This is a genomic window from Sphingobacterium sp. SGR-19, assembly GCF_011043555.1.
GTDB lineage: Bacteria > Bacteroidota > Bacteroidia > Sphingobacteriales > Sphingobacteriaceae > Sphingobacterium.
The window spans coordinates 761218-778923 of sequence record NZ_JAAKGS010000002.1 but is presented as its reverse complement, the minus strand read 5'-3'; the positions used below and the strand labels follow the sequence as shown (position 1 = coordinate 778923).

General features: G+C 41.3%; 17 protein-coding genes. 11 read left to right on the top strand and 6 right to left on the bottom strand.

The window, feature by feature from the left end; genetic code table 11:
• Window positions 1-35: 35 nt before the first annotated feature.
• Window positions 36-809 carry an alpha/beta fold hydrolase gene (locus tag G5B43_RS06985; RefSeq protein ID WP_165293977.1) on the bottom strand — a complete coding sequence of 258 codons (774 nt, stop codon included), beginning with the start codon at window positions 807-809 and terminating at the stop codon, window positions 36-38.
• A 365-nt stretch (window positions 810-1174) separates the two neighbouring features.
• Here G5B43_RS06985 and G5B43_RS06980 point away from each other — a divergent pair, with 365 nt between their 5' ends.
• From G5B43_RS06980 to G5B43_RS06960, 5 genes are all read left to right on the top strand, one after another.
• Window positions 1175-1732, top strand: a complete 558-nt coding sequence (locus tag G5B43_RS06980; protein WP_165293976.1) for a helix-turn-helix domain-containing protein — start codon at window positions 1175-1177, stop codon at window positions 1730-1732.
• 94 nt (window positions 1733-1826) lie between these two features.
• Entirely contained in the window at window positions 1827-4241 is a 2415-nt protein-coding gene (locus G5B43_RS06975; RefSeq protein WP_165293975.1) for a heavy metal translocating P-type ATPase, read from the top strand.
• A 66-nt stretch (window positions 4242-4307) separates the two neighbouring features.
• Complete coding sequence (locus G5B43_RS06970; RefSeq protein ID WP_165293974.1) at window positions 4308-4523, top strand: heavy-metal-associated domain-containing protein; 216 nt, start codon at window positions 4308-4310, stop codon at window positions 4521-4523.
• Between the two features lie 24 nt (window positions 4524-4547).
• Window positions 4548-4973 carry a heavy-metal-associated domain-containing protein gene (locus G5B43_RS06965; protein ID WP_165293973.1) on the top strand — a complete coding sequence of 142 codons (426 nt, stop codon included), beginning with the start codon at window positions 4548-4550 and terminating at the stop codon, window positions 4971-4973.
• Between the two features lie 24 nt (window positions 4974-4997).
• Entirely contained in the window at window positions 4998-7253 is a 2256-nt protein-coding gene (locus G5B43_RS06960; RefSeq protein WP_240904778.1) for a multicopper oxidase domain-containing protein, read from the top strand.
• Here G5B43_RS06960 and G5B43_RS06955 read toward each other — a convergent pair.
• Window positions 7247-7678, bottom strand: coding sequence for a hypothetical protein (locus G5B43_RS06955; protein WP_165293971.1), 432 nt, complete (start codon window positions 7676-7678; stop codon window positions 7247-7249). The two genes, G5B43_RS06960 and G5B43_RS06955, sit on opposite strands and share 7 nt — an antisense overlap.
• Window positions 7679-7751: 73 nt before the next feature.
• Window positions 7752-7901: a hypothetical protein gene (locus G5B43_RS06950; protein WP_165293970.1), complete on the bottom strand. Its 150-nt coding sequence runs from the start codon at window positions 7899-7901 to the stop codon at window positions 7752-7754.
• Between the two features lie 320 nt (window positions 7902-8221).
• Between G5B43_RS06950 and G5B43_RS06945 the strand changes: the two genes are divergently transcribed.
• Window positions 8222-8719: a helix-turn-helix domain-containing protein gene (locus G5B43_RS06945; RefSeq protein ID WP_165293969.1), complete on the top strand. Its 498-nt coding sequence runs from the start codon at window positions 8222-8224 to the stop codon at window positions 8717-8719.
• A gap of 40 nt (window positions 8720-8759) precedes the next feature.
• On the opposite strand, the gene G5B43_RS06940 is transcribed toward G5B43_RS06945, so the two are convergent.
• Window positions 8760-9671, bottom strand: coding sequence for an Rpn family recombination-promoting nuclease/putative transposase (locus G5B43_RS06940; RefSeq protein WP_165293968.1), 912 nt, complete (start codon window positions 9669-9671; stop codon window positions 8760-8762).
• Window positions 9672-9743: 72 nt separating this feature from the next.
• Here G5B43_RS06940 and G5B43_RS06935 point away from each other — a divergent pair, with 72 nt between their 5' ends.
• Window positions 9744-10265, top strand: coding sequence for a hypothetical protein (locus G5B43_RS06935; protein ID WP_165293967.1), 522 nt, complete (start codon window positions 9744-9746; stop codon window positions 10263-10265).
• Between the two features lie 439 nt (window positions 10266-10704).
• The gene (locus G5B43_RS06930; RefSeq protein ID WP_240904777.1) at window positions 10705-11913 is read left to right on the top strand and encodes a hypothetical protein; all 1209 of its coding nucleotides are present in this window, start codon (window positions 10705-10707) and stop codon (window positions 11911-11913) included.
• A 61-nt stretch (window positions 11914-11974) separates the two neighbouring features.
• On the opposite strand, the gene G5B43_RS06925 is transcribed toward G5B43_RS06930, so the two are convergent.
• Window positions 11975-14794, bottom strand: a complete 2820-nt coding sequence (locus tag G5B43_RS06925) for a TonB-dependent receptor (RefSeq protein ID WP_165293966.1) — start codon at window positions 14792-14794, stop codon at window positions 11975-11977.
• Between the two features lie 168 nt (window positions 14795-14962).
• Entirely contained in the window at window positions 14963-16186 is a 1224-nt protein-coding gene (locus tag G5B43_RS06920) for a hypothetical protein (protein WP_165293965.1), read from the bottom strand.
• Window positions 16187-16520: 334 nt separating this feature from the next.
• Between G5B43_RS06920 and G5B43_RS06915 the strand changes: the two genes are divergently transcribed.
• Genes G5B43_RS06915 through G5B43_RS06905 form a run of 3 tightly spaced genes read left to right on the top strand, consistent with a single transcriptional unit; the run spans window position 16521 to window position 17704 of the window.
• Window positions 16521-16724 (top strand): hypothetical protein, encoded by a 204-nt coding sequence (locus G5B43_RS06915; RefSeq protein WP_165293964.1) that lies wholly within the window; start codon window positions 16521-16523, stop codon window positions 16722-16724.
• Window positions 16712-17032: a hypothetical protein gene (locus tag G5B43_RS06910; RefSeq protein ID WP_165293963.1), complete on the top strand. Its 321-nt coding sequence runs from the start codon at window positions 16712-16714 to the stop codon at window positions 17030-17032. The genes G5B43_RS06915 and G5B43_RS06910 overlap by 13 nt, the downstream gene beginning before the upstream one ends.
• Before the next feature lie 33 nt (window positions 17033-17065).
• Window positions 17066-17704 (top strand): ABC transporter ATP-binding protein, encoded by a 639-nt coding sequence (locus tag G5B43_RS06905; protein WP_165293962.1) that lies wholly within the window; start codon window positions 17066-17068, stop codon window positions 17702-17704.
• Window positions 17705-17706 lie beyond the last annotated feature (2 nt).

Genomic DNA, 17706 nt, shown 5'->3' with positions numbered 1-17706 from the left:
GATTTAATACATTGTCCTTCTAGAAATAGGAACCCCTAGCCTAAAAATTGCGTAACCAGCTCATTGAACGCCTTGGGATTCTCAGCTTGTACCCAATGACCTGCTTTAGGAACGGTTTTAATTTCAGAATTCGGAAACATCTCCTTGATTAACAGATAATCTTCTTCTAGGATATAGTTTGATTTCTCGCCAGACAGGAATAACGTTTCCCCCTCATACACGCCCGGCTCCACACCCACCGTGATAAATTCCGCGTATTTTTCGGTTAAGGTTTTTAAGTTGAAACGCCAATCTAACGTTCTGTCTTCTTTTATATAAACATTCTTAAGCAAAAACTGGATAACGCCTGTTTCGTTCAGATATTGGCGCAATTGGTCTTCCACGTCTCCGCGGTTATTTGCCTCTTCCATCTTTACTGCTTTCAGGGCTTCTATTATTTTCTGATGATGCGGAGGATACGCTTTGGGCGCAATATCCGCAATGATCAGTTTATGGATATTAGTCGACTTGGAAACTGCATATTGCATCGCCACCTTGCCTCCCAGAGAGTGTCCCAGAATATCGACCTCTTGAAGGCCGTGATGTTGTATGTAAGCTGCCAGATCCTCTACCATGGCAGACAACGACATCTCGTCATCGTGAAAACTATGACCGTGGTTGCGTAGATCAATTAAATGGACCGGCACTTTTTCTCCGAACTCCCGGCCGAAACTTCCCCAATTGTCTGACATACCAAATAAACCGTGCATCACCAACAATGGCGTGCCCGGTTGATCTTCTCCGTATATTCGCGAATGTAAAATCTCCATAAGGGGTAAAGATAAGGTTTATCTTCTTCTTTTTTTCCCTCAAAAAAAGAAGCAAAAAAAATCGCCACTTAAAAATTTTGATACAAAGGGCAGTACAAAAATGGTATTTCTACAGACATCAAAATTTTACATGTGGCATTAAGAGGTTAAGAATGAGACAATACAATCGCATAATCTCCCCTTAATATTCAATGTCGCATCCGGATTTTTGACAACTGTAGAAATCCATCCTTAGCACTTCCTTTTCTGTCAAAGATCCGAAGCGACGAGCTTTTTGCTTCTTTTTCGCGGAGAAAAAGAAGATGAAAATATATTATTCTTCGTTCTTTTGTAAAATAGCTATGAGTCCATATAACACATAAAATATGACGATATATATCAAAAATATGGTATGCAACCGCTGTATCATGGTGGTGCGACAAGAAATAGAAAAGCTTGGTTTTCATATAAAAGCGATTAAACTCGGAGAAGTCGATGTAAAGGAGACATTAGATGATACACAACGTGTACGTCTAGCATCTGTATTAGAGCCGTTAGGATTTGAGTTAATCGATGATAAAAAAAGTCAACTCATTGCGCTGATAAAAGCCACTGTTATACAATGGGTACGCGAAAACGGTGAAAGAAACACTAATCTTTCAGACTTTCTAGCCGATCAATTGCACCACGATTACAATTATCTCTCAAATCTCTTCTCCGAAGTGGAGGGAATCACCATTGAAAAATATCATATCGCTCAAAAAATTGAACGCGTCAAGGAATTGTTAGTCTATGACGAACTGTCGCTTAGTGAGATTGCTTATCAGTTGGGGTACTCTAGTGTAGCATATCTAAGCAATCAATTTAAAAAGGTTACAGGGCTCTCACCGAGCCATTTTAAGCAAATAAAAGAAGATAAGCGGAAGCCACTGGATGAGGTATAAAGGCCGTAAATCTTACAACATTTTCCCAAAATAGTGTAACAGATAACCAACCGTTTATGCCGAATTTTGTTCTTGTAATAACGAGGATAAAGATATGGCAAATGACAACAAACAAACTATAGCTCTTCCATTGGAAGGTGTACATAGCGAGCATTGTGCTATGATTGTCGATAAAGGTTTGGCACAAGTAGAAGGTGTCGAAAGTCATCGTGTGGAATTAAATAACGAACAGGCTAAAATCGTGGTAAACGATGTATCCGCTGTAGACAATGCCATCAAAACCATCAAAGATCTCGGTTATGGCGTGACCACGGTGAAGCAATCATTCCCGGTCTTGAATATGACTTGTGCTGGGTGTGCTGTTAGTTCAGAAAGTACGGTAAAAGCCTTGCCAGGCGTATTAAATGCATCCGTAAATTTTGCAAACGCCACCTTAACGGTGGAGTACCTTCCTAGTATGACCAATGCTGCTGCCATGCAAAAAGCATTACAAGACGTTGGTTATGATTTGTTCCTGGAAGACGAAAGCGCGCAACAGGAAACGCTCGAAGCGATCCATGAGAAAAAATATAAAAAGCTAAAAAACAAAACCATCTGGGCCATTATCTTAGCACTGCCCGTCGTTGTTATCGGTATGTTTTTTATGCATATGCCTTACGGCAACGAAATCATGTGGCTTTTTTCAACTCCGGTCGTGTTGTGGTTAGGTAAAGACTTTTTTGTCAACGCGTGGAAACAAGCCAAACATCGCTCAGCAAATATGGATACCCTTGTGGCACTCAGTACGGGAATAGCCTATATATTTAGTGTATTCAATATGCTATTTCCGGAATTCTGGTTGGCGCGAAATCTAGAACCACACGTATACTTCGAAGCGGCAGCGGTTATTATTGCTTTTATTTTGTTAGGTAAGCTACTGGAAGAAAAAGCGAAAGGCAATACATCCTCCGCTATTAAAAAGCTGATGGGGTTACAACCGAAGACCGTCGTTCTCGTGCAGCCAGATGGCACAGAAAAGCAAGTTGCCATTGACGATGTAAAAGCCGGCGATGTGATATTGGTCAAACCGGGCGAAAAAATTGCGGTCGACGGGATGGTTACCTCAGGTAATTCCTATGTGGACGAAAGTATGCTCAGTGGCGAGCCTGTTCCCGTACAGAAAAAAGAGAATGAAAAAGTATTTGCCGGAACAATAAATCAAAAAGGCAGTTTTCAGTTCAAGGCTACCAAAGTCGGGAAAGAAACAATGCTAGCCCAAATCATTAAAATGGTACAAGATGCGCAGGGCAGTAAAGCGCCTGTACAAAAGTTAGTCGATAAAATTGCGGGCGTATTCGTTCCGATCGTGATCGGCATTGCGATCCTCACATTTATCCTATGGTTAGTACTGGATGGTAGTGAAGGGCTTATACATGGACTCTTAGCGGCAGTCACCGTTTTAGTTATCGCTTGTCCGTGTGCATTGGGATTAGCAACGCCTACTGCGATTATGGTGGGTGTAGGAAAAGGGGCTGAACAGGGTATTCTCATTAAAGATGCTGAAAGTCTGGAACTGGCAAAAAAAGTTAACGCTATTATTTTGGACAAAACAGGCACGATTACCGAAGGAAAACCCGAAGTAACGGATATACAATGGTTACATAACGATCCGATCAGTCAACAGATCTTGCTCAGCCTGGAAAAACAATCCGAGCACCCCTTGGCAGATGCTGTGGTCAGACATATAAAAAACGTACAAACAATTCCTCTCTCTTCTTTCGAGAGTATTACCGGAAAAGGCGCAAAAGCCACATATCAAGGTGTAGATTATTATGCCGGTAATAAAAAACTATTATCGGAAAGCGGTATTCAAATCGCTTCGCAACTACAGCAACACGCGGACACATGGAGTGCAGCATCCAAAACGGTAATCTGGTTTGCCAACGATAAAGAAGCGCTTGCGGTACTGGCTATCTCCGATAAAATTAAAGAGACATCCGTAGAGGCTATCCAAGAGTTAAAGGAGATGGGAATTGAACTATATATGCTTACAGGTGATAATGAAGCCACTGCCAAGGCTATAGCAGAGCAAACGGGTATACAGCATTACAAAGCCGAAGTGTTACCGCAGCAAAAAGCGGATTTCGTCAAGGAATTGCATAAACACGGTAAAGTGGTGGCCATGGTGGGCGATGGGATTAACGATAGTACAGCGTTAGCTATCGCCGATGTAAGCATCGCGATGGGCAAAGGAAGCGATATTGCCATGGATGTAGCTAAAATGACCATCATTTCTTCTGATTTGAAAAAAATACCGGCTGCCATCAAATTATCCAAACAAACCGTGGCTACCATCCGTCAAAATTTGTTTTGGGCATTTATATACAATTTAATTGGCATCCCGATTGCAGCAGGTATACTTTATCCGATAAATGGATTCCTGCTCAACCCGATGATTGCAGGTGCGGCTATGGCCCTCAGCAGTGTCAGCGTAGTAAGTAACAGTTTACGGTTACGGCTGAAAAAGTAATGAACGATGAATCACCAGCAAACACATACAGAAATACTCATAATGCATAACATATAAATAATTGACATGGAAAATAAAACGTTTAAATTCAAGACAAACATCAATTGCAGCGGCTGTGTTTCCGGCGTAAGCTCCTTTCTAAATGGATTGGACGGTGTGACCGGGTGGGAAGTTGACACGAACAACAAAGATAAAATCCTGACCGTCGTAGCCGACACCGCAACCGAACAAGACGTGATTGAGTCGGTGCAGAAAGCCGGGTTTAAAATAGAATCCGTATAAAATCAATAACTAAAAAACAGAAAAATGAGAACATTATCTTATATCATCACTACATGTTTAATGCTGTTTTCTACACTATCCTTCGCGCAAATAAAAAATCCAAAAACAGAGACAGCGAAAGTTAGTGGTAATTGCGGAATGTGTAAGCGTACGATCGAAAAAGCAGGTCATGCAAAAAATGAAGCACAGGTGGTTTGGGATGCGGATAACCAACGGGCTTCCATCACATACGATGCAGAAAAGACCACCATGGATGCTGTCCTCAAACGTATTGCACAGGCAGGTTACGACAACGAAAAATATCTGGCACCCGATGACGTCTATACGGGCTTGCACGAATGCTGTCAGTACGATCGCGTGTTGAAGCAGTCTAAAGCAGATAAAAAGACAGATGAACATTCGCATCATCAATCCAATCCAGGCTCGTCGCATCAAGGAAAACATCATTAAAAAACGTAATATCTAAAAATGAATATGTATAATCGGTATCTGTCCCTCCTGTTCACGTTACTATTAACTGTTTCCGTTACTGTTGCCCAACATATAGTTCGATACGACCTGTATGTTACCGATACTATGGTTAACTATAGCGGAAAAACAAAACACGCCATCGCAGTCAATGGACAGATCCCGATGCCTACTTTAACATTTACCGAAGGCGACACCGCCGAAATCGTATTGCACAACCAGCTCAAAGAAACCACCTCTTTGCACTGGCATGGTGTGCAGTTACCCAATCGGGAAGACGGTGTTCCTTTTTTGACACAAATGCCCATCCCTCCCGGCGAAACATATATCTATCGCTTTCCGGTAAAACAAAATGGCACCTATTGGTATCACAGTCATTCGGGTTTTCAAGAACAAATAGGCATGTACGGTTCGCTTATTTTTCTCAAACGAAACGGAGATACAACGTCCCGGAAAGGGATTGACGACATCCCTACTATCCCCATCGTATTGAGCGAATGGACCGATCTCCATCCACATAACGTACAACGCATGCTCGCGAGTGGTAATGATTGGTTCGGCATCAAAAAAAATACGGTTCAAAGTTACGCAGAAGCTATCAAAAAAGGACATTTTAAAACCAAAGTGACTAATGAATGGAAACGCATGGAGGCGATGGATGTTAGTGATGTGTATTACGAAAAGTTTTTGATCAACGGGACAAGCGAACAGCAACTGTCGCAGTTTAAAGCGGGCGATCGCGTGCGTTTACGTCTTATTAATGGAGGAGCTTCTTCTTATTTTTGGATAACCTACGCAGGCGGCAAAATAACCGTTGTCGCCAACGACGGCAATGATGTCGTTCCTATGGAAGTGGATAGGCTTATTATTGGTGTATCGGAAACCTATGATATTGTCGTCGATATTCCGGCAGAACATACGGCGTATGAGCTGATGGCAACAGCAGAAGATCGCTCCGGTTCTGCTTCTATTTATATCGGCGAAGGTATTCGCCAGCTCGTTTCGCCTTTACCCCGACTACGGTACTTTGAGGGGATGAAGATGATGAACGACATGATGAAGATGAACGGTGATATGGACGATATGGGCATGGATATGGGGCTTCAAAAGATGGATATGAACGCGGTGATGTATACTGAAATACCTGCAAAAGATGCACATCAACATCATACAACAACTTCAGACGACGATCATACTGCACATCAAGGACACGACCAACAACATCAAGAAGAACAGCCCCGCCCCTCCACTCCAATCACCCTAAATTATGCCATGCTCAAATCGCTTCACAAGACTACCTTGCCTAGTGATGCGCCAGTCAAGGAACTTCGATTTGAATTGACGGGGAATATGAATCGGTATGTATGGAGTATGGACAATAAGGTTTTATCCGAAACAGACAAAATCCCAGTGGATAAAGGGGAAGTTTTACGGATTATCCTATTCAATAACTCCATGATGCGCCACCCCATGCACCTACATGGTTTTGATTTCCGCGTCCTCAATGGGCAAGGCGAATATGCTCCCCTAAAGAATGTGCTGGATATCATGCCTATGGAAACAGACACTATCGAGTTTATGGCAAACACGGAAGGCGACTGGTTTTTCCATTGCCATATTTTATATCACATGATGGCGGGTATGAATCGTGTATTTGCGGTGGGGGATTACCAAAATGATTTGCTCCCCAATAAGGAAAAAGCGTATAAAGTGCTACAACGAGAAAGCAATATGCTTCATTTCATGGCCGAAAATGATTTTGCGACCAACGGGAATGATGGACAGGCAATGCTACAAAATACCCGCTGGAGCTTAGGTACAGAATGGAGACTGGGTTATCACGATAAACATGGCTACGAGGTAGAAACTCACTTCGGCCGGTACATTGGCAAAATGCAGTGGCTCATGCCCTTTGTAGGCTTTGACTGGCGTTATCGCAAAATGGGACACCATGAGCAGGAAAAGAATATGTTCGGACAGGTAAATAAGAAAGATAACCGAAGTGCCTTTAGCGTCGGGGTTAGGTATACGTTACCTATGCTCGTCAATTTCCAGGCGGAGGTTTATCACGACGGCATCGTTCGTTTGGCCTTAATGCGTGAAGACATCCCTGTCTCCAGACGCGTACGCGCAGGTTTTATGGTCAATACCGATAAAGAATATATGCTGGATTTGCGCTATATCATGACCCGAAACCTTGGTATCCGCACGCACTATGACAGCGATATGGGTTTTGGTGTGGGACTGGCGGTGAATTACTGATTCTCGAAATGGGATTCTATGAATCCCAGTATCTCTTCATAGTCTTTAGGATCATAGGAGACGCCTTCGTCCCTATAATAATAACCATCTTCAGTCCTGTCCGATATTTCCAAATTGGCTTGGAAGTTAATCTGGATAAGACCCTCGCTAATTTGTTTTAACAAAATATTATGGGTGATTTTATTGCCGGCTCGTTTCGCAAATATACCTCGCTGTTTTATCACAGATTTTACTTGAATAAATCCAGCATCTTTCTCCATGTTCTGTATAAAATAATCGCTGTCCCCAAAAAGCTCTATTAGCTCCTCGAACGCTGTTGATTTATCGATATCCTTCACTGTCGTGGACGGTAGTTTGGTTTGACCAAAGCCCATGACGCTGACGATTAACAAACAAAGCGAAAGTGCGTATTTTATAAAAGCCATAGTTCAATCAATTAGATATTTTACTGTTAAAAATAACAAATAATTGTCTTTTCCGCGACTCGATGTACGACTTTCACTCCCACCAGGCTATTAGACCTTCATTTTTCTTAATTAATTCGGCATCCTCTGGGCAAAAGCTGATCATACCCTTGCTTTCGTAAAGTAATACACCGGCTTCCCGGATGGCAGTAAATACACCTTCCCTGTCCTTTCGGTAACACACCGTTGTAGAGATAAGTTTATCCGCGAGGCATACTGACGTTCGAGCTCCCGGTGGTAATCGGGGGTAGTAAACTACCAGACACAATCAGTAATACCTCGGCCCAATATAAATATTGTACCGAGGTGTTCACTTACCGCTCGTGTCCTAATCAATTACCACATTGCTCGAACGAGACCTTTAAGTAAACACCTCACATTCGAATTGAAGTGTTAAAAATAGTTATCTAATTACTCTTTATTCATACCTAATTATATTTCTATAGTTATAACTATAGTCCGATATAGTCATAACTATAGAGATTGCAAAAAAAAACGAACAAAATGCACAAAAAATCTCTATTTGAGCTTGAAATCATTAACCGAAGTATTCAGATAAGAACGTATCATAAGAAATCACAGTCATATATTGCTATGATATTGGATGTGACGGATGGATATATTGGCCACATTGAAAATCCTCTTAGACCGGAAATGTATACCCACGATCAAATAAATGCTATTGCGCTAGATTTAGGTATTTCTCCTCACGACTTTTATCCGCACAATGCTGTTGTTCAAGATCTGCCGAAAAAGAATGCTAAACAATATTGGGAGAAGGCTAATGCAATAAGAGAGAGGTTGAATTCTTTAATTGATACTAATTTTTTCAAATCTGAAAAGTCTGTGCTGGATATCATAGATAAATTGAGGAAAGACAAGGATTTTCTCTATGGCGACCTTACCAATAAGGATATTACCGACCAAGCACGACCATTGGTCAACCAAGGTCAACTAAAAAGTAAGAGAATTTCGAATAAAAATTATTATTATAAGCCTTAAGCAGAACGTAAGATTTAATGGTATTGGAGTTTTGAACGAGCTACTTCAGTTTCTGGACTTGCTCAACAGTAAGCCCTAAATCTTCGGCTATATCTTCTAATGGAAGCCCCCTCTTTTTTAAATTCAACGCATATTTTAGTTTTTCTGCCTCGGCTTTGGCACGTTCTACCAGACGACCTTTCTCCATACCTTCCTCCATACCTTCTCGACGCCCCTCCTTAATTGCGGTAAGGCGGACACTTTCCGCATCCCGCTTGTTCTTCAAACTTGACTCGTATAATTTCATATCCGATTCCGTTAAATTTGCTACCTTTCCGATATCAAATATAAGTCCAAATACCCGATTATCCAAAAACTTCGGCATTTCATCCAGCTCTTCCATATGCCTAAACAGGTACAGCCACATATCCATATAGCTCTTAATTTCATACTGTTCCTTATTAAAATTAGCCAAGACCAATAGCTTGTACCCTAGCTTGTCATAAAAAACTTTTTTGCTTTGCTGATCACACAAAGCCACATCGTAATAATACTGATTAGGTATCGATCGATCTAGAACAAAGTTTAGTATACCGACGAAGTAAACTTCCGGCAATTCATATGTATTACCTTTGTGTCCACGCGGAACGAGCTTATTGATTAGTCGAGAGGTATAGTACACCGTTCTATCCTTAAAGAACTCCTGCGACAGCTGCTGCATTTCGATGATAAAGTGACTACTGTCCGCACTGGTGCAGTAGAGGTCGAAGACGACCTTACGATCCTTATCCTGCGTACCATTGTGCTCGGCGGGACGATATTCGAGATCTTTGATGATCTTCTCCCCATCAAAAAGACCGTTAAGAAAATTGATGAGATTTGGTTTTCCACCATCCGGGCCGAAATATAGTTTCATGCCGAAGTCGGTACACATATCTACATAATTGCCCAAGAAATTTCTGTTCTTTTTCATAACACTTACAATTGGATTCAGCTTCAAAGATAAAAACTAAAACTAAAAAAAAACTAATTTTTTTAGTTTTTTATGAAAATATATCTTTATCCCCCCGAACGGAAATGCGACGCCGGCGGACGGAAGTGTTACGTCGTCGTGCGTCGACGTCATTTCGTTGCCCATCTTTACGCTCCTTCCGCCCATCTTTTTCACGTCGGCATATTGGGAAGTCCTCTCGGCGTATGGCGAAACGTTGCCCCTGTCCAAAAAAACGTTAACCCCGTATGCAGACAACATATCGACGTACGGGAAGACGGCGTCAACATACGTCAAAGCGATCAGGATGGTCCGAAGCATCATCTCGGCAGACGAAAGAATGAGCATGATGGACAGCAGCTTAGCTTCGGCATAGGGAAAAACGAATATCCCGGACAGGGAGATAAACAAGAAGGCCAACTTCATGGTCTCGGTGGGCAAATGCGTCGCAATCCCATACGCAAAAACGGCATCCTTGCCCCGCACCTTGTTCAAGCCGTACGCCGACAAGACGTCGGCGTACGGGGAAAACAGCGATGGTATGTTTCATGGTGTCTTTGTACATGTACATGTTGATGCACGCACGGGACATATCGACGTTGTCCCCGAACATAGTTAATATGTCAAATGAGTTATTGACGATGTCCCGTGACATTGTCGTCAGCTACAGGGACAAAGCCGTCCACGCACGGAACATCTCCAAACAGTCCCGTGCGGTCATTGACCATTCAAAGGACATTGTCGTTATGTCAGGCAACAAGTTCGTTTTGACACTGTTCAAAACCAACAACTACATTGCTTTGTTGATTATGTCACTGTACATAGTCGTTAACGACATTGCGGAAGGCTCAATGTATATGCACAAAATGGCTATTTCTGCCGAAACACGAAGAAACACTACCCACAGGAGCTTTCAAAAAATGTGATACAGCAATTTTTTATGTCAAAAATTTTTAAAACACCAAATTTTTATTATTAAATTTATATTAATATTATGTATATAATATATTAACAAATGACGATGCCGCTCGCACATATCGCACGATTGTTTTTCGCTATCGCTATCACATGGCTACTCCCGGCACCATGTCTTGGACAACAACGGCATTTTGATTTTTTTAACGAGTCCTTTGCTTTTACCACCGATTCCACTTTAGAAGTTCCTTTTGATGATACGCTTTCCAGCGCTACAATCCGAAAATTTTATGCCATCATGGAAAATGGGCATCACGGGCCGCTTATTCAAGCACTTCTTGAACATAAAAAAACATACCACTTGAACGACTGGCTGTATTATCAGTTGGTACGCCGAACAGCCCAGGAACTCAGTCCAAAAGGCGAAAATTATGTACGGTACACCTTATACAAATGGTTTTTTATGGTAAAATCTGGTTTCGACGCCCGGTTAGCTTATCGGGAAGATCAGCTTATTTTTTACATACAGAGTAAAGACGATATTGCCGACCTTCCTTACTTCACGTTAGATAGCAATACCTATATCTGCTTAAATTACCATGATTATGGCGAACTTTTCAATCATGACAACCGGTACACCCTAGCGGATATAGGTGACTTGATCGCTCCGAAGCCCCACAGCTTTAGTTACAAGGTAACCCGGCTGCCGGATTTTAAGACCGACAGTTATGTAGACAAAGAGCTCATGTTTACATATCGTGGAAAGTCACACCATTTTACTGTTAAGGTGAATACGGAGGTGGCTTCCATTTTCAAGAACTACCCTATCGTGGATTTTGAAACATATTTCAATATCCCACTGAGTACACAAACTTATCAATCGTTGATCCCGGTATTAAAGGAACAGGTGATAGGACTCCCCACCGAAAAAGGGATAGATTTCCTCATGCGCTTCACCCGGCAGGCATTCGAGTTTGAAGACGACCGCATTACTTTCGGGCAGGAAAAACGCATGTCGCCTGAAGAAACCCTACTGAATAATAGTAGTGATTGCGATGACCGTACGGCTTTATTTTTCTACTTGGTTAAAGAGATCTATAATTTGCCTATGGTTACACTACGTTACCCAACACATGTGACCATCGCCGTGCGGTTAGACAAACCGATTGGACAGAGTATCGAACACAATGGCTATTACTACACTATCTGCGAACCGACTCCGCAGGGTCGGGACCTTGGGCTAGGCGAGCTTTCCGACAAAAACAGACAAGAAGAATATGAGATCGTATATCATTACATTCCATACTAAACAAAAAGCCTCCTAAATAATAATTTAGAAGGCTTTTCAATTTATAGATTTTGCTACCCGCTTAAAAATTATAGCTATAGCCTAATGTGAAGGTACGTCTTGGTGCTCGTAATGAATAAATTTGGTCCGCAGCCATATAAGCTTCATATACACTCATACGCTTGCTGTCCAATAGGTTGTCTACTTTCAAGCTGACAGTACCCCAACGAAACTCCGGCCCTAACTTTTTACCTATGTTTACGTTCAAACTATTGAAAGGCTTGACATAAATATCAGAGTTCTGACTGAAGCCGATAAACTCTAAAGTCTTCCCTTGTACATTATAGAAAACACCCGCCTCAAAACCGTTATCACCGTTATTATAACTCAAACCAGCATTGACTAAGTAAGGTGATTGGCCTTGCAATTCACGTTTACGATCCACCTTTTCACCATCTCGCGCGAATAAAACGCGTGACTGATACTCACTATCGCCCATTTCAATCGAAGATTTTACGACCGATGCGTTCAAGTTAAAGCTCATGTCGCGAAGCGCTTCGGAAACGAACCCAAAGTTTTTACGCATTTCAAACTCGAGCCCATAAACATCTGCCGTTCCCGAATTACGAGCAATAAACTGGTGCCTAGCAGCTGACGAAAACGCCTGTATTTCAATCGGGTCTTGAAAACGTTTATAGAAAGCACTCACTGCAATCATTTGTGCTTGTTCACCAAAAATCTCATAACGTAAATCCATATTATTGATGTATGTAGGAACCAGATCTAAGTTACCCAAAAAATAGGTATTTGAAATCGGATCATAAATCTGTATCACGGACAACTCCTTAAAGGAAGGACGGGCAGTTGTACGCGAGTAAGATGCACGCAGGTTGTGGTTTGAATACGGATTATAAATCAAGTTTAAGGATGGAAAGAAATCAAAATTATTGATTGTCTTCACATTATCGTATGTTACACGTTCCACATTTTCTCCCGTGAAGAAGGATGTGTATTGTTCCGCACGTAAACCAACGATGGCTCTAAATTTCTCCCAAGGATTAACTTCCAAGGAACCATAAGCAGCTGCCGTGTGCTGAGATGCATCAAAGATATTCGCTGCCTGTGGGCTGCCTAACATATAAAACCCTTTATCTGTATCAGCGTCGTAAATATTTTCTGGGCTCAGAATCGCATTAAAATCACCATTCGCGGTACCCCTTCCAATATTCCGATAATTCACCTGATAATCATTAATACGATAGTCCCGTTGTTTATAGCTGTACAAACCGCCGAATTTTAAAGCAGCGTCACGCTCGAAAAATTCTAATTTCTTAGTAAAGTCGACCTTACTTACCACGTTTATTTCTTCCAACGAACGCCATATACGGACGGGTAAATCTGCATCTGTCGCCATCACATAATTACCCGTACCATCCAAAAGGAACGTAGATACACGCACGTCTTTATCATTTACTCGGGATAAAGAAGGAGACACCTTCCATTCGGTAATAAAATCCGCGTCCTCATTACTGTGCTTACCGCTCAATAAGATATTAGAAATTGAACGTTCGCTATAATCTAATACATTTTTATACAACTCATTCGAATTCGCAATTCGGTTAACTTGATCGTACATAGCTGATCGAGACTCACCATTTTGGATATGCAACAAATTCAGACTGTATTTCGAACGCTGTGTTTTATAGTTTAAACCTAACATTCCGGACAACAATACGTTTTGCTCTCCTAGATCTCCTGTAATCAACTGGTCAGGGCGTAATTCTGAACTCGGGTCGGTTTGATTCGGCTTTTGGTAGATATTATTTTTATAGCCTTCGTAGAAACTAGTCGTTTTCTTGTAATTCAACACCCCTATAACCCCCAGTTTATTTCCCCATAGATCATACTGATTGCTAAAATCGAATGCTAGCGACAAATCTGGCATACTATTCGTCTTTCTTTCCGCCCCCAAAAGCGGATTAAAAGCTTTGGTTACACTTTCGACGGTTGATTTATTAGCAGGGACAACGACATTCGGAATTTCATAAGTATTAGCAACTGGAAGTTTTCTATCTCCATTATCAAAGCCCAAAAAGTCGGTTGCACTTCCTTTGTAACTTACAAAGTTATCTTTAAAATGCATATTCGGGTTATAACCCAAAGACAAAGAAAGACCGATTTGTTTCTGCGTTGGTATATCTTTCGTCACGATATCTACTACCCCCCCGGTAAAGTCGGCAGGCAATTCAGCAGACGCCGATTTCTTAACGATAATATTTTCTAATACGCCTGTGGGGAAGATATCCATCTGCACGGTGTTCTTGTCTGGATCCAAACCCGGAATATCCAACCCATTTAAAGTGGTCTTTGTATAGCGGTCGCCTAGTCCACGCACGTATACGTACTTCCCCTCTTGTACCGACACCCCAGGCACTATCTTGACAGCAGCAGCGATATCACTTGCTCCGACACGTTTCATAGATTGTGAAGACAAACCATCCATAACTATGCCGGCATTCTTTTGCATATTTAAAATTGATGCTTCGGTATTTTGTCTCGCTGATACCGATACGACAACCGCCTCCAATTCATCGGAGGAAGGTGCTAACGCGATATCTACTATCGTGGCTTTGCCTTCGGTTACTTTTACGTCGGTAATTTCTTTACTTGCGTAACCTATATAGCTAAATAATACTGTATAAGTACCAGGCGCTACTTCGATGGTATATTTGCCTTCAAAGTCAGAGCTCGCAGCCTGCGTACCACCTATAGTCATGACACTAACGCCAGTAATCGTGGCATTCGTATTTTCATCCGTAATTGTTCCAGTGATTCGCCCGGTTTGCGAAAATAACGCAAGAGGAATGATACTGAGTAGTAGCAAAAAAATTTGCTTGTTCATTTGAGTATTTTTGTGAGTTTGTTGTGTTTATGTTTTTTACAGAAGATCCACCTCCTAGAAAGCTAAAGCTCATTTAGCTTTTTCTTCTACCGTCCTAGGGAGGTGGACCTCTTGGCTTTAATTGTATAGTATGGCCTCTTCCATTGAGGACAGGCCACGCTTAAACTATTAAAATACGCCTTTTGACTTAGTAAATGTCCAATCGAATACAGATACATCAGCACCTACAGTACCCTCTTCAACGGCAGTCGCGTTTTCTGTAAATTTATTCGCTACCGGAGCAGTTGTTCCTTTGGAAGTAAATAAATCAGCTATTGTTTTATTACCAGGGGTAACAATTTCCCAAGAAGCAAAAGTCAGATTATCATCATTGAATTCTAAGACCGATCGCTCATCATTTAAGTTTACCGTTGAACCACTTTCATTAACATTATGTACAAATATGTTCTCTAATGTACCTAAAGCTCCCTCGCGGAAGTCAGCAATCAACTTACCTTCAAAGTTACCCATGTCTACAGTAATATTTTTAAAGGTAAATGCATCCTTCATATCACCTTCTGGTCCGTCAATTTCGAATGCACTTCCTGAGTTTTCAGTCATGATAACCAACGCATTCTCTACCGTTCCTGCATATGCTTGGTCAATGTCCAAACCATCATCTTCCTGACCGTATATCAGAATGTTCTTCGCATTTACTGTACCTCCGAACCACTCGATCCCGTCATCTTTATTAGAGAAAATTTCAATATTTTCAACTGTTGTACCGCTACCCACACCACCTAAGGTTAATCCTTGGATTTCACTATTAGTCGACAAGACAGTACCACTAAAACGGATAGAAACATATTTTAATGAGCCAGAGTTATCTGCTGCGTCATTTCCTCCATATTGTCCATAAGGCAAGTTGGCGGGAATACCTTCGATAACACCGATGCCATCCGCATTAGCAACCGATATAGGTGCTTTACCTAAAATAATTACCCCACCCCATTGTCCAGCATCACCTACTTCTAATGAACTTTCAGTTTCACCAGCAGCGATCTCATCGTTCACAGATGTAAAAATAATTGGATTTTCCGCTGTACCTTCCGCCATTATTTTACCACCTTGATCTACAATAAGCGCAGTAGCATTAGCACCTTGACCGTCTTCAGCTTTAATAATGGTACCCGCTTCAATAGTTAACGTCACACCTTCGTTTACAACGACGCGGCCGTCCAAGACATATATATTTTCTGCAGTCCATGTCTCGTTCTCGCTAATTTCCCCCTCTTTAACGATCTCTTCGCCTTCTGGTGTTGGATCTGGGGTAATCGGATCGTCATCGCTACAGCTTACTGTTGCAAAGCTTAACGCTACAACGCTTAAAAAAGGTAAAAATACTTTTTTCATGATCAAATGTTTTTGTTATCTGATGCAAAATAACCGTGTTAATATTAACTGAATGTTGCCTATATATTATTTATACATTAATACAACTTAACATTGTTTTAACGTTACACAAAGAACCAATAAAGACGGTGCTCTCTGCATTTTTGTATTTTTTTCGTTAAATCCGGGCGTCCCCCCATTTGTTTATTCGGAGTTGTGTATAATTCCATAAAGACAAACACATATGGATAACTAATGCGTTGTTCTGGCAAAGGGCACCAGAGGTTGATCGGCAAAACATTAAACTTTCTAAACAAAAATCCTTAACTTTGATAATACGATAAAATGAAGCAAAATGGATATAGCAGTTGAAAAAAAAGAAATCATCGAGTGGATAAATTCTTTAAAAAATCCTTTTGTTATTGAACAGATTAAGAGGATTAAAAACAAGGACTCAGATTCTGTTGATTTTGAAAAAGAATGGAAAAAAGGAGTATCTATTAACGAAGCAAGAGAAAAAACAGCTGATTTTATAAAATCGTTGCCTTGGAAAAAGTAGTTATCCTCCAGGAAGATGCCATTGATTTCCTTGAAAATCTTATCCGGGTCCTCTTTGAAAAAGAATATTTTGGTTTTGAAGAATCTGCACAGATTTACGTATCAAGAATTTATGATTTCATTGAATATGAACTTGTAAAGTTCCCTCCGAAACAAACACCACATAACCTCAGCCGGTACGGCACGAAGTATGTATTCTATAAAGCCAATAACCGCACGACTTGGTATATCTTCTTTGAAAATATAGAAAATCGTTATTTAGTAACTTACATTACAAATAACCATATGGAAGAAGCAAGTGCTTTATAATTTATTATTTAAGACGTTTTAACACAACAGACTATGGCAGATACGGTACTATCATCCGTTGGGTTAAGTTACCAATATCCACAGGGTGTCAAACTGGAATTTCCGGATATCCATATACAAAAAAACCAACATAGCTTACTCTTAGGGGATTCGGGAACAGGAAAAACCACGCTCTTGCATTTACTGAGTGGTCTATCCAAACCCACAACTGGCGAAGTTCATTTGGTGAACCAATCGTTATACGCCATGAGCGGAACTACGTTAGATGCGTTCCGTGCAAAGAATCTTGGATTTATATTTCAAGAAGCACACCTCCTGCGAAACCTCACCGTAACCGAAAATATCAAGCTGGCGCAGAGCCTTGCCAAAAATTCGGTGGACGCCCAAGCGATTATCGAGATGTTGGATCAGCTGCAATTAAAGGATAAAGCCCATGCATTGCCGAGCCAGCTGAGCCGCGGACAAAAACAACGTGTTGCTATCGCCAGAGCAGTCATTAACCGTCCAGGGTTACTGCTCGCTGATGAGCCCACTGCGTCCTTAGACGATAAGAATACCGATTTAGTACTGCAATTACTTTTCAATATTGCTAGTACCTATGGTTCCACGCTGCTCATTGCGACCCACGACAAACGCATTAAAGATCAATTCGTAAACTCCTATCAGCTGTAACT